This window comes from Labedella gwakjiensis, from assembly GCF_003014675.1.
GTDB classification, from domain to species: domain Bacteria; phylum Actinomycetota; class Actinomycetes; order Actinomycetales; family Microbacteriaceae; genus Labedella; species Labedella gwakjiensis.
On sequence record NZ_PYAU01000001.1, the window covers coordinates 1,110,627 to 1,123,226 of the forward strand.

General features: G+C 69.9%; 11 protein-coding genes. 8 read left to right on the top strand and 3 right to left on the bottom strand.

The window, feature by feature from the left end; translation table 11 throughout:
* Window positions 1–89: 89 nt before the first annotated feature.
* From CLV49_RS05230 to CLV49_RS05265, 8 genes are all read left to right on the top strand, one after another.
* Entirely contained in the window at window positions 90–1,613 is a 1,524-nt protein-coding gene (locus CLV49_RS05230; RefSeq protein WP_106562584.1) for a sugar ABC transporter ATP-binding protein, read from the top strand.
* The gene (locus CLV49_RS05235) at window positions 1,610–2,659 is read left to right on the top strand and encodes an ABC transporter permease (RefSeq protein ID WP_106562585.1); all 1,050 of its coding nucleotides are present in this window, start codon (window positions 1,610–1,612) and stop codon (window positions 2,657–2,659) included. Before CLV49_RS05230 ends, CLV49_RS05235 begins: the two co-directional genes overlap by 4 nt.
* A complete protein-coding gene (locus tag CLV49_RS05240) occupies window positions 2,656–3,714 on the top strand; it encodes an ABC transporter permease (protein ID WP_106562586.1) in 1,059 nt (352 codons plus the stop codon). Before CLV49_RS05235 ends, CLV49_RS05240 begins: the two co-directional genes overlap by 4 nt.
* 106 nt (window positions 3,715–3,820) lie before the next feature.
* The gene (gene rhaS / locus CLV49_RS05245; RefSeq protein ID WP_106562587.1) at window positions 3,821–4,873 is read left to right on the top strand and encodes a rhamnose ABC transporter substrate-binding protein; all 1,053 of its coding nucleotides are present in this window, start codon (window positions 3,821–3,823) and stop codon (window positions 4,871–4,873) included.
* Between the two features lie 137 nt (window positions 4,874–5,010).
* Window positions 5,011–5,352, top strand: coding sequence for an L-rhamnose mutarotase (locus CLV49_RS05250; protein WP_106562588.1), 342 nt, complete (start codon window positions 5,011–5,013; stop codon window positions 5,350–5,352).
* A 77-nt stretch (window positions 5,353–5,429) separates the two neighbouring features.
* The gene (locus CLV49_RS05255; protein ID WP_106562589.1) at window positions 5,430–7,499 is read left to right on the top strand and encodes a bifunctional aldolase/short-chain dehydrogenase; all 2,070 of its coding nucleotides are present in this window, start codon (window positions 5,430–5,432) and stop codon (window positions 7,497–7,499) included.
* An 8-nt stretch (window positions 7,500–7,507) separates the two neighbouring features.
* The gene (locus CLV49_RS05260; protein ID WP_106562590.1) at window positions 7,508–8,998 is read left to right on the top strand and encodes a rhamnulokinase; all 1,491 of its coding nucleotides are present in this window, start codon (window positions 7,508–7,510) and stop codon (window positions 8,996–8,998) included.
* Between the two features lie 4 nt (window positions 8,999–9,002).
* Window positions 9,003–10,073, top strand: a complete 1,071-nt coding sequence (locus CLV49_RS05265) for a hypothetical protein (protein WP_106562591.1) — start codon at window positions 9,003–9,005, stop codon at window positions 10,071–10,073.
* A gap of 15 nt (window positions 10,074–10,088) precedes the next feature.
* Here CLV49_RS05265 and CLV49_RS05270 read toward each other — a convergent pair whose 3' ends face one another.
* Genes CLV49_RS05270 through CLV49_RS05280 form a run of 3 tightly spaced genes read right to left on the bottom strand, consistent with a single transcriptional unit; the run spans window position 10,089 to window position 12,296 of the window.
* Window positions 10,089–10,757 carry a DUF3349 domain-containing protein gene (locus tag CLV49_RS05270; protein ID WP_243696735.1) on the bottom strand — a complete coding sequence of 223 codons (669 nt, stop codon included), beginning with the start codon at window positions 10,755–10,757 and terminating at the stop codon, window positions 10,089–10,091.
* 2 nt (window positions 10,758–10,759) lie between these two features.
* Window positions 10,760–11,071 (bottom strand): hypothetical protein, encoded by a 312-nt coding sequence (locus CLV49_RS05275; RefSeq protein WP_106562592.1) that lies wholly within the window; start codon window positions 11,069–11,071, stop codon window positions 10,760–10,762.
* 13 nt (window positions 11,072–11,084) lie between these two features.
* Entirely contained in the window at window positions 11,085–12,296 is a 1,212-nt protein-coding gene (locus CLV49_RS05280; RefSeq protein ID WP_106562593.1) for an inorganic phosphate transporter, read from the bottom strand.
* Window positions 12,297–12,600: the final 304 nt, after the last annotated feature.

A 12,600-nucleotide genomic window follows, 5' to 3' on the forward strand; every position in this document is an offset into this window, starting at 1 on the left:
CGATTCATATCGCCCCGGATCCGATCCGACGGTCCCACCGGACAGACGCAGCACCACCCGAGCAAAGACGCAAGGAAGAACGGTTCACAATGACGAGAGCCCCCGGGACACCGGTCGCCCCCGCACTCGAACTGCGCGACGTCACGAAGGCGTTCGGCAGCGTCGTCGCGCTGACGTCGGGCAGCCTCGCCCTTCACCGCAACTCGATCCACGCCCTCGTGGGTGAGAACGGTGCGGGCAAGTCCACCCTCGTCAAGATCATCGCCGGCCTCTACCAGCGTGACGCCGGCGACTTCACCCTCGACGGGCGGACGGTCGACTTCTCGTCCACCGCCCAGTCGAAGGCCGCGGGGATCGCCGTGATCTACCAGGAGCCGACGCTCTTCCCCGACCTCTCGGTCACCGAGAACATCTTCATGGGCCGCCAGCCCACCGGACGCTTCGGCCGCATCGACCGCAAGGCGATGCGGGCCGAGGTCGCCGGCCTCTTCGCCCGTCTCGGCGTGCGCATCGACGCCGACCGTCCGGCCGAGGGCCTCTCGATCGCCGATCAGCAGATCATCGAGATCGCCAAGGCCATCTCGCTCGACGCCACCGTCCTCGTGATGGACGAGCCCACGGCGGCGCTCTCGGGCGTCGAGGTCGAGCGGCTCTTCGCCGTGGCGCGCAGCCTGCGCGACGAGGGCCGTGCGCTCCTCTTCATCTCGCATCGCTTCGACGAGGTCTTCGACCTCTGCGACACCATCACCGTGATGCGCGACGGCGAGTACATCTCCACCACCTCGACGACCGAGACGACAGTCGACCGCGTCGTGCGCGAGATGGTCGGGCGCGACGTCGCCGACCTCTACCCCAAGCAGGAGGCCGAGATCGGCGAGGTCCTCCTCGATGTGAGAGGCCTCGGCTCAGCCGGCGTCTTCCACGACATCGACCTCCAGGTCCGGTCCGGCGAGATCGTGGGGCTCGCCGGACTCGTCGGCGCCGGACGCAGCGAGGTTGCCCGGGCCGTGTTCGGGGTCGACCGCTACGACACGGGGTCGGTGACGCTCAAGGGCACCCGCATCCCCGCCCACAACCCCGTCGCCGCGATGCGCGCCGGAATCGCCCTCGTTCCCGAGGACCGCCGCAAGCAGGGACTCGTGCTCGACTCCACCGTCGCCCACAACATCACGATGTCCATCCGGCAGCAGCTCTCGAAGCTCGGCCTCCTGACGAGCGGCGCGGAGAACGCCGCGGCGCGGGTCTGGTCGAGCCGCCTCGAGGTGAAGACGAGCGCCCTCGACACGATCGCCGGGACCCTCTCGGGCGGCAATCAGCAGAAAGTCGTGCTCGGCAAGTGGCTCGCCACCAACCCGACCGTCCTCATCATCGACGAGCCGACCCGTGGCATCGACGTGGGGACGAAGTCCGAGGTGCACCGTCTCCTCTCCCGCCTCGCCGGTGAGGGCATGGGCATCCTCATGATCTCGTCGGAGCTCCCGGAGGTGCTCGGCATGGCCGATCGGGTCCTCGTGATGCGCGAGGGCCGGATCACCGCGGAACTCGACAGGGCCGACGCCACGAGCGAAGCCGTGATGTTCGCCGCCACCCAGAGCTCGGAGCACGCGGCATGACCTCGACCATCACTCCCCCGACGCGCAGCGCGACCCCGCGCAGCGGCGCCTTCGCGCACGGCCTCGGCTCGCTCGTGAAGGCGCGCGAGACCGGCATCCTCCTCGCGCTCGTGATCATCGTCGCCGCCGCGACGACGAAGAACCCCACGTTCCTCTTCAGCCCCGACGGCTGGCGCGACATGCTCCTCACGCCGTCGATCCTCATCCTGCTCGCGGTCGGCCAGTCGATCGTGATCATCACCCGGAACGTCGACCTGTCCGTCGGCTCGATCCTCGGGCTCACGGCCTACCTGACGGGGCGCCTCTTCCTCGATGTCCCCGGGATCCCGATCGGCCTCGTGGTCGTCGGGGCCGTCCTCTTCGGCGCGTTCCTCGGACTCGTGAACGGCGCGCTCGTCGCCTTCGCGAAGGTCCCGGCGCTCGTCATCACACTCGGAACCCTCTACGCGTACCGCGGAATCAACGTGGCGTGGACGGGCAGCGACCGGATCAACGCCTCGGACATGCCGAAGGAGTTCCTCGCCCTCGGCACCGGCCAGTTCCTCACCATCCCCTACCTCACGATCATCGCGATCGTCGTCCTCGTGATCGCCGGCCTCTACATGCGGAACATCCGCGCGGGGCGCGAGTTGTACGCGATCGGATCCGACCCGGACGCCGCGCGCCTCTACGGACTCCCGGTCACGCGACGGATCCTCTCGGCGTTCGTCGTGAGCGGCGCGCTCACGGGCCTCGCCGGCGTCCTCTTCGTCGCCCGCTACGGGACCATCAACTCGCAAGCGGGCTCGGGCTACGAGCTCGACGCCGTGGGAGCGGCGGTCATCGGCGGGGTCGCGATCTTCGGCGGCAGCGGAACGGTGTGGGGCGCAGCGATCGGCGCGGTCCTCCTGCTCACCATCAACCGGGCGCTCCCCATCCTCGGGGTCCCCGACTTCTGGCAGCGCGCCGTCGTCGGTCTCCTCATCATCGGAGCGATCGTTCTCGACCGCGTCCTCTCCCTCCGACAATCCCGCAAGCTCCTCGAGGACAGGGACGACTCCGCATGACCGCCACGACAGCACAGACCGCGGAGACCCGCGCATTCCGCACTTACGGCCGTCCCGCCTGGCAGCGCATCCTCGTCACCCGTGAGATGGCGGTCATCGCGCTCCTCGTGATCGTCATCGTCGTCGCCTCAGCCGGCGTCGCCAACTTCGGCAAGCCGATCACCATCACGTACCTCTTCCTCGATATCGCGCCGGCGCTCCTCATCGCCCTCCCGATGACACTCATCATCGTGACGGGCGAGATCGACCTCTCCGTGGCGTCGACCGTCGGACTCGCGAGTGTCCTCACAGGGACCCTCCATCAGGCGGGCGTCCCGTTCGAGTTCGCCGCGCTCGCCGCCATCGTGGCGGGTGCCGTGGGCGGAGCACTCAACGGATTCCTCGTCACGGTCGTGGGACTGCCGTCCCTCGCCGTGACCATCGGAACGCTCGCCCTCTACCGCGGGCTCGCCGTCGGCCTCCTCGGGACGACGGCGGTCACCGACTTCCCCGAGTTCTGGACCGACCTCGCGAAGTCGAAGATCGGCGACACCGCGATCCCGGCGGTCGTCATCCCGATAGCCCTCCTCGCGGTCGTGTTCGCGGTGCTCCTCCATTTCACGCGATTCGGGCGCGGGATCTTCGCGATCGGCCTGAACGACGAGGCCGCGGTCTTCTCGGGCGTCAATGTGGACCGGACCAAGTTCATCCTGTTCGTGCTCTCCGGAGCCGTCGCCGCACTCGCCGGGATCTACTACACGCTCCGCTACGGCAGCGCGCGTGGCGACAACGCGACCGGCCTCGAGCTCCAGGTCATCGCGGCGGTCCTGCTCGGCGGCGTCTCGATCTTCGGCGGACGGGGCGCGCTCCACGGTGTCCTCGCCGGAGTCATCCTCATCGGGGTGATCGCGAGCGCCCTGCGTCTCGCCAACGTCACCTCCGACGTCATCAACATCATCACGGGAGCGCTCCTCGTCCTCTCCGTGGTGTCAACGAGCTTCCTGGCCTGGCTGCAGCGCATGCGGCAGAGGCCAGGGGGGACCCGGACCGCCGCGCCCCCGCGCGGAGGATCCTGACCCACCGCACCACACCCGCACCACCGGTCCCGATCCCCTCGGCGGCCACAGCACCCCCACCGTCCCCGGGGCCGACACCTCGGGAACCCAACGAAAGGCAGGAACGATGACGTTTCCCACCATCGGCTCGCGCACGCGCCGGGCCACAGCACTCACGGCGGTGGCGGTGAGCCTCGCGCTCGTCGCCACCGGCTGCTCGGCGAGCGGCGGCGACTCCGGAAGCGGCGGCGGTGAGGGCGGCGACGCCAACTACGCCATCACCTTCCTCCCGAAGAACCTCGGCAACGCCTACTTCGACACCTCGGACGCCGGCGGCGAGAAGGCCATCGAGGAATTCGGCGGCACGTACGCCGAGGTCGGTCCGGCCGAGGCGAGCCCCGACGCCCAGGTGAGCTACATCAACACCCTCACGCAGCAGAGCGCCGGAGCGATCGTCGTCTCGGCGAACGACCCCGAAGCCATCTGCGACGCCCTCAACGAGGCACGTGACGCGGGCACGAAGGTCGTCACCTTCGACTCCGACACGAACCCCGACTGCCGCGACCTGTACATCAACCAGGCGACCGCCGAGGGCATCGCGAAGGCCCAGGTCGACCTCATCACCGAGCAGATCGGCGACGAGGGAGAGGTCGCGATCCTGTCGGCCTCCGCCAACGCGACGAACCAGAACGAGTGGATCGAGCTCATGACGGAGGAGCTCGAGGCCAACCACCCGAACGTCACCCTCGTGGACACCGTCTACGGCGACGACGACGACCAGACCTCATTCGACAAGACGGCGGCGCTGCTCCAGACCTACCCCGACCTCAAGGGCATCATCTCGCCGACGACGGTCGGCATCGCCGCCGCGGCCCGTTACCTGTCCACCTCGGACTTCAAGGGCAAGGTCGCGCTGACCGGCCTCGGTACCCCGAACCAGATGCGCGAGTACGTGGAGGACGGCACCGTCACCGCGTTCGCGCTGTGGAACCCGGGAGACCTCGGTTACCTCGCCGCGTACGCAGCCAAGGCACTCATCGACGGCGACATCACCGGCGAAGAGGGCGATTCCTTCGAGGCCGGCGAGCTCGGCACGTTCGAGGTCGGCGCCGACGGCACCGTCCTCCTCGGCGAGCCGTTCACGTTCGACGCCGACAACATCGGCGAGTTCGACTTCTAGGTCGGCGACCCCCTCGACGGCCCCGGCGATCACACGCCGGGGCCGTCCTTCTCTCCCCCCTCCCCGCGATGGGCGGACATCCGTCCCCTCCGCGCGGAGAACACGACGAAAGCCCGCACATCGCGGAGGAGATCGACATGAACCGCGTGTGCTTCCAGCTGCAGGTGAAGCCCGACCGCATCGCCGAGTACACGGCGAGACACGCGGCCGTCTGGCCGGAGATGCTGAGGGCCCTGAAGACCACCGGCTGGCACAACTACTCCCTCTTCCTCCGGCCCGACGGTCTTCTCATCGGCTACGTCGAGACGGAGTCGATCGACGCAGCGCGGGCCGGCATGGCCGACACCGAGGTCAACGCTCGCTGGCAGGAGTCGATGGCCGAGTTCTTCGTCGACCTCGACGTACCGCCGGACGAGGGCTTCCTCCAGCTCACCGAGGTCTTCCACCTGGAGGACCAACTCGACAGCCTTGCGGAGTGATCCGCGATAGCGCGGGGCCACTCCTGTCGCTATAGTCAATGAAACGATTCATTTTTCCACCGCGCCACGAGGACCCCATGAGCAACGACGCCACCACAGCCCTCCCGTCCGCCCCCGATCCGACCGCCGCGGAACTCATCGCCCGGAGCAATCGGCTGGGGAGCGACCCGACGAACACGAACTACGCCGGCGGCAACACGTCGGCGAAGGGCACGGCGACCGACCCCGTGACCGGTGAGGACGTCGAGCTGCTCTGGGTGAAGGGGTCCGGCGGCGACCTCGGGACGCTCACGGAGAAGGGGCTCGCGGTACTCCGCCTCGATCGCCTCCGCGCGCTCCAGGGCGTGTACGCCGGTGTCGACCGCGAGGACGAGATGGTCGCAGCGTTCGACTTCACCCTCCATGGGAAGGGTGGAGCCGCACCGTCGATCGACACGGCCATGCACGGCCTCGTGGACGCCGCCCACGTCGATCACCTCCACCCCGACTCCGGTATCGCGATCGCGACGGCCGCCGACGGCGAGCGGCTGACGGCGACCATCTTCGGCGGGAAGGTCGCATGGGTTCCGTGGCGCCGTCCCGGCTTCCAGCTGGGACTCGACATCGCGGCGATCAAGGCCGAGAACCCCGACGCGATCGGGTGCATCCTCGGCGGCCATGGCATCACCGCGTGGGGGGACACGTCGGACGAGGCCGAGCGGAACTCGCTGTGGATCATCCGCACCGCAGCCGACTACATCGCCGAGCACTCGGCGCCCGAGCCCTTCGGTCCGGCACTCGAGGGCTACGCCCCCCTCCCCGAGGCCGAGCGCCGGGCGAAGGCCGCAGCCCTCGCCGCGACGATCCGCGGGATCGCCTCGACCGACGCTCCGGTCGTCGGTCATTTCACCGACGACGAGCGCGTCCTCGAGTTCCTCGCGAGCACCGAGCACCCCCGTATCGCGGCGCTCGGCACGAGCTGCCCAGACCACTTCCTGCGCACCAAGGTGAAGCCGCTCGTGGTCGACCTGCCGTCCGAAGCGAGCGTCGAGGAGACGATCACGCGACTGCACGAGCTCCACGCGGACTACCGCGCCGACTACCAGGCCTACTACGACGCGCATGCGACCGCCGAGTCGCCGGCGATCCGCGGCGCCGATCCCCTCATCGTGCTCGTCCCCGGCGTCGGCATGTTCAGCTACGGCCGCGACGCGCAGACCGCTCGCGTCGCCGGAGAGTTCTACCTCAACGCCATCGGCGTCATAAAGGGAGCCGAGGGACTCTCGACCTACTCGCCCATCTCGGACGCCGAGAAGTTCGCGATCGAGTACTGGGCGCTCGAGGAGGCCAAGCTCCGACGTATGCCGAAACCGAAGCCCCTCGCGACCCGAGTGGCCCTCGTCACGGGCGCGGCGTCCGGTATCGGCAAGGCCATCGCGACCCGGCTCGCCGCCGAGGGAGCGAGCGTCGTGATCGCCGATCTGTCGCTCGAGAAGGCGCAACAGGCCGCCGCCGAGATCGGCTCGACCGACGTGGCCGTGGGGATCGCGGCGGACGTCTCCGACGAGCACGCCGTCCAGGCCGCGATCGACGCGACGGTCCTCGCCTTCGGCGGCCTCGACCTCGTGGTCAACAACGCGGGACTCTCCCTCTCGAAGTCGCTCCTCGACACGACCGTCGCCGACTGGGACCTGCAGCACAACGTCATGGCGAAGGGCTCCTTCCTCGTCTCGAAGGCGGCAGCGAAGGTCCTCATCGACCAGAAGCTCGGCGGCGACATCGTCTACATCTCGTCGAAGAACTCGGTGTTCGCCGGCCCGAACAACATCGCCTACTCCGCGACGAAGGCTGACCAGGCCCACCAGGTGAGGCTCCTCGCGGCCGAGCTCGGCGAGCACGGCGTGAAGGTCAACGGGATCAATCCCGACGGTGTCGTCCGCGGCTCCGGCATCTTCGCCTCGGGATGGGGCGCCAACCGCGCCAAGACCTACGGCATCGAGGAGCAGGACCTCGGCGCGTTTTACGCGCAGCGCACCATCCTGAAGCGCGAGGTGGTGCCGGAGAACGTCGCCAACGCCGTCTTCGCCATCTGCACGTCCGATTTCTCCCACACCACGGGCCTGCACATCCCCGTGGATGCGGGCGTCGCGGCCGCGTTCCTGCGCTGAGCACCGCCATGTCGACCAACACGCCGGGAGGCACTGCCGTCGTCGCCGCCGTGGACCTCGGCGCCACGAGCGGGCGCGTCATCCTCGGTTCGGTCGGCGAGAACGAGCTGGGCCTGCGACACGTCGCGCGATTCGCGAACGATCCCGTCGCTGTGACGGAGCAGAGGCGATCCGCGCTCCACTGGGACGTCCTCGGCCTCTACCGTGCGGTGCTCACCGGCCTCGCCGACGCCGTGCGCTCCGAACCGGAGGTCGCCTCGATCGGCGTGGACTCCTGGGCGGTCGACTACGGGCTCGTCCGCGACGGCGCACTCCTCGGTGTCCCCTACCATTACCGGGACGAGCGGAACGCTGCGGCGGTGACGGACGTCCACGCGCTGATCGCTCCGGAGGATCTCTTCGCGCGCACGGGACTGCAGCACCTCCCCTTCAACACCGTCTTCCAGCTCCAGGCCGAGGCATCCGCCGGGCGCCTCGGTCTGGCGGACACCGCCCTCCTCATCCCCGATCTGATCGGCTACTGGCTCACCGGCCACGCAGCCACCGAGGTCACCAACGCGTCGACGACCGGGTTGCTCGATCCGCGGACGCGGACGTGGGACACCGATCTGTTCGCAAGGCTCCGCATACCGACCGGACTGTTCCCCCGCCTCATCCAGCCGGGAGAACACCTCGGACCGCTCCTGCCGACGGTGGCCGCGCGCCTCGGCGCCCCGTCTCACCTCGGGGTGGCGGCTGTCGGCTCGCACGACACCGCATCCGCCGTCGTGGCCGTCCCAGCCACCGACGAGTCGAGTACCACCGCCTACATCTCGAGCGGGACGTGGTCTCTCGTCGGTGTCGAGCTGCCAGCCCCCGTGCTCTCCGAGGCCGCCTTCGCGGCGAATTTCACGAACGAGGGCGGTGTCGACGATCGCGTCCGCTTCCTCACCAACGTCTCGGGACTGTGGCTCCTGTCCGAGTCGATGCGCTCGTGGGAAGCCGGCGGGTCGACGCCCGAGCAGCGCAGCAGCGGTCTCGCCGAGCTCCTCGCGAGCGCTGCGGACGTGACGGGACCGGTTCCCGTCTTCGACGCGTCCGATGCGCGGTTCCTTCCCCCGGGCGACATGCCCGCGCGCATCGACGCGTGGTGCGCCGAGCACGGTGTCGCCGCCCCGAGAGACCGCGCGGAGTACGTCCGCTCGATCCTCGAATCGCTCGCCGCGGCCTACGCCAGAGCGGTCGACCAGGCCGCCGCGCTCTCGGGGACGACGATCGACACGATCCACATCGTGGGCGGGGGGTCCCAGAACGAGCTCCTGTGCCAGCTGACCGCCGACGCGACGGGCAGGACGGTCCTCGCCGGCCCCGTCGAAGCGACGGCGATCGGGAACATCCTGGTCCAAGGTCGAGCGCTCGGCCGAGTGCACGGCTCGCTGGAGTCGCTCCGGTCCCTTGTGGCTCGCACGTTCCCCCCGCGTCGCTACTCACCGCGGCTGGAGGGTCGACCGCTACCGTGACGATGTGAGCTCTCTCGCCGATGCCATCCTCGCCGGTCCCCGTGGGCGCCGGTTGTGCCTCGAGCTGGCGGCCGGCCAGCAGGACGGAGACCCGCTTCCGACGCAGGAGTCCCTCTGGTCCCTCCTCTTCTACGCCGAGGCGGCACGATCGAAGACGGTCGTCCGCTTCGCCCGCGTCAGCACCGACGCCGGAGAGAGCGACGACGACGAATGGCCCGACCCGTCCACCGAGGAGGTCGCCGCCGCTCTCGACGCGGTCGACCCGATCGCGGTGGACGGACTCTCTCTCATCCGCGCCCTCGCCGCCTCCGTCGACAGTGCGCGCCCGTGGCAGGATCCGGACGAAACGGACCTTCTTCTCGCCGAGGCCCCGATGGCCGCGCATCTCCGCCGTATCGCCGAGCGCATCGCCGGGTCGGACGCGGCGCGCTGGCTGACCGAACCGATCGCGGACGAGCAGTGGCTCGTCGACTTCGAGGTGCGGGACGATCTCCGCACCGAGCGGCCCTTCCCGTCGGCGCACGATGCGCTCCGCACGTGGCGGAACGAGGGTCTCGGCTCCGGGTACTGGTGGTGCACGCCGCCGTGGCCGATCCCGACGACGACGCGTGCGCTCCCCGGACTCGGACCGATCGGGCTGTGGGCCGTGGTCGACAGCTTCGGATGGCGCGGGGCGAGTGTCGCGCCCGCGTCGATCTCACCGACGGCGCGCGTCCACGAGGTGATGGACGCCGAGTCGTGGGCGGAGTTGTGCCGTCGCTATCCCTACGACCTCGCCGACACAGAGGAGGACTGGCGGCTGTCCACCGGGTGGGAGGGTCGCTGGGTGATCCCCGACTGGTCGCTCGTCGCCCACGACTTCGACGCCGTGCACGTCACCGGCGCGGCCTACCTCGCCCTCGCCGAGACCGCCATCCCCGTCTCTCCTGGCCGCGCGAGCGTCATCGCGAACTGGCCGCCCGACCACACCTACTGGCTCACCGACGAGCTCGGTCGCACCGCCGAGAGTACACGCTGGCTGCGCCCCGGCGATGACGGCGCGGCTCAGGCGGACGAGCTGTGGTCGCCCGCCTGAGACCAGCGGCCCCGCTCAGACGGGGAAGTCCTCCGGCCAGCCGTGTTCCGCGAGGGAGCGGCGCACGCGGTCGATGTCCTCGTCGGAGGGCAGCTCCGAGGTGACCCTCGCGATCGCCGTCGCGACGTCGACGCGACTCACCGAGGCGTCACCCTCGGCCGCGAGCCGAGCCCCGACCTCGGCGACCTCCTCATCGCTCAGCCGACGCCGCAGCAAGGCCACGAGGGGCACGAAGTCCTGCTCGGGGAAGCCAGCGGGGTAGCCTGCGCGCAGCCACCGCACCACGCGAGTGATGAGCCCGCCGCGCTCCGCCCGGACGGCGGCATCGGCTGCCGCCTCGGCGCGCACCTCCTCGGGACCGCCGAGCGGCCAGCCCGCGCTCGCGAGCCGCGCCGAGACGCGCGTGAGATCCTCCGGGAGCGCCGGTCCGAGGAGCAGCTCCTCGACGCGCTCTCGCAGTCGGCCCGGCCCGAACGATCCCCCGCCGGCGTCGGCGCGCTCCGCATCGGACACGAGGCTGCTCACCACCTCGTCGAGCTCCTCCGGCGTGAGGCTGCGGCGCAGGATGCCGAGGAGCGGCACGTAGTCCTGCTCCGGCACACCCGACGGGTACCCGGCGCGCAGCCACCTGACCACACGGGAGACGACGCCGATCGACGTTGCGCCCTGCTCCAGGTCCGTCACGGTCAGCCCTTCGGGACGAAGGTGGGCACGATGTGCTCGAAGCTCACGACCTGGCCCAGGCCGGTGGCGATGATGATCGTGAGCCCGACCACAACGGCGATCACGACGATCGCGAAGCAGATCACACCGATCACGCGGAGCAGCGGCGCGGGCATCGCGACCGGCGTTCCCGGCCCGCCCTGCTCGGTGGTCGCGGCCCCGCCGGCGAGAGCGAAGGAGCGCACTCCGAGGGCGAAGAGGGCGGGGAGACCGGCGCCGAGGACGAGCGCGATGACGGCCACCTGGGCGGCGGCTTCGAGGAAGAGGGCGAACATGGCTCGGTGCTCCTTACGCTGCGGTCGTCTGCTTGGGGCGGCTGGACGCGTCCTGCCACTCGTCGTTGACGTTGTGGGATCCGACGCTGTTGCGACGCGAGCGGAGGTAGATCGCGAGGGCCACGGCGACGAGGATCACGACCATGAGGAGGCCGCCGGCCGCGCCGCCGACGAGGTGACCGAGCCACCACATCGCGGCGCCCACGATGGCCGCCGCCGGCAGCGTGATGATCCACGCGACCACCATGCGGAGCGCCACACGCCAGCGCACCTGCGCTCCCGGGCGGCCGACACCGGAGCCGAGGATCGACCCGGTCGCGACGTGCGTCGTGGAGAGCGCGAAGCCGAGGTGGCTCGATGCGAGGATCACGGCGGCCGACGAGCTCTCCGCCGCCATGCCCTGGGGCGTGTTCAGTTCGACGATGCCCTTGCCGACCGTACGGATGATGCGCCAACCGCCGATGTACGTGCCGAGCGAGATCGCGAGGGCGCACGCGAGCTTCACCCAGAACGGCACCGACTCGGTGTCGTTCCAGCCGCCGGCGGCGATGAGCGCGAGGGTGATGACGCCCATCGTCTTCTGCGCGTCGTTCGTGCCGTGCGCGAGGGAGACGAGGGACGCACTGCCGATCTGGCCGATCCGGAAGCCGCGGTGCAGCCGCTTCTCCGTGAGGTTGCCGATCACGCGGAAGACGAGCCACGTGCCGATCGCGGCCACGACACCCGCCAGCACCGGCGACATGAGCGCGGGGAGGATGACCTTGCCGACGACGCCGTCGAGCTTCGTGCCGTCGCCGGCCCAGTTGACCCCGTTGAGGCCGAGCCCTGCGAGCGCCGAGCCGATGAGGCCGCCGAAGAGCGCGTGCGACGAGCTGGAGGGGAGGCCGAGGAGCCACGTGAGGAGGTTCCAGATGATGCCGCCGATAAGCCCGGCCAGCACGATGAGGAGGAGCGCGGAGCCGCCGCCGTCGAGGAGAGCCGGATCGGGAGCACCCGAGGAGTCCTGGATCTTCACCACCGCGTTCGTCACGGTGAGCGCCACCTCGATGCTGAGGAACGCGCCCACGAGGTTGAGCACGGCGGAGAGGGTGACGGCGATCTTCGGTGGCAGCGCACCGGTCGCGATGGACGTGGCCATCGCGTTCGCCGTGTCGTGAAAACCGTTGGTGAAGTCGAAGGCGAGCGCCGTGACGATGACGAGCGCCAGCAGGATGATGGGGTCCACGGCGACGAGCTTGCGCCTGTCGGACCGGATCTACAATCCGGGAGCGGACGGATTCATCCGTTATTCACCGGACGGGGGACGGCCTCGATCGGCCGTATCACGTCAGCCTTGTCGGGTAAAGGGGGGACAAGGGTCGTCCCGACCCCGCTAGCCTCGACGAGGCACGCAAGCGACCCGAACGCGACGCGACCCGAACGCGAGGTGCCCAGAGGCCCCATACCCGACGACGTGTTTGGAACCCTACGCGGCCCCCGCCGACCCGAACGGCAGGGGCCGCGTCCTCGCTTCGGCTCGGCGAGCGGCG

Excerpts from the sequence above, each read along its gene's own strand:
- CLV49_RS05235 (WP_106562585.1), top strand. The coding sequence starts at position 1,610 with ATGACCTCGACCATCACTCCCCCGACGCGCAGCGCGACCCCGCGCAGC.
- CLV49_RS05250 (WP_106562588.1), top strand. The coding sequence starts at position 5,011 with ATGAACCGCGTGTGCTTCCAGCTGCAGGTGAAGCCCGACCGCATCGCC.
- CLV49_RS05260 (WP_106562590.1), top strand. The coding sequence starts at position 7,508 with ATGTCGACCAACACGCCGGGAGGCACTGCCGTCGTCGCCGCCGTGGAC.
- CLV49_RS05255 (WP_106562589.1), top strand. The coding sequence starts at position 5,430 with ATGAGCAACGACGCCACCACAGCCCTCCCGTCCGCCCCCGATCCGACC.
- CLV49_RS05240 (WP_106562586.1), top strand. The coding sequence starts at position 2,656 with ATGACCGCCACGACAGCACAGACCGCGGAGACCCGCGCATTCCGCACT.
- CLV49_RS05275 (WP_106562592.1), bottom strand. The coding sequence starts at position 11,071 with ATGTTCGCCCTCTTCCTCGAAGCCGCCGCCCAGGTGGCCGTCATCGCG.
- CLV49_RS05230 (WP_106562584.1), top strand. The coding sequence starts at position 90 with ATGACGAGAGCCCCCGGGACACCGGTCGCCCCCGCACTCGAACTGCGC.
- rhaS (WP_106562587.1), top strand. The coding sequence starts at position 3,821 with ATGACGTTTCCCACCATCGGCTCGCGCACGCGCCGGGCCACAGCACTC.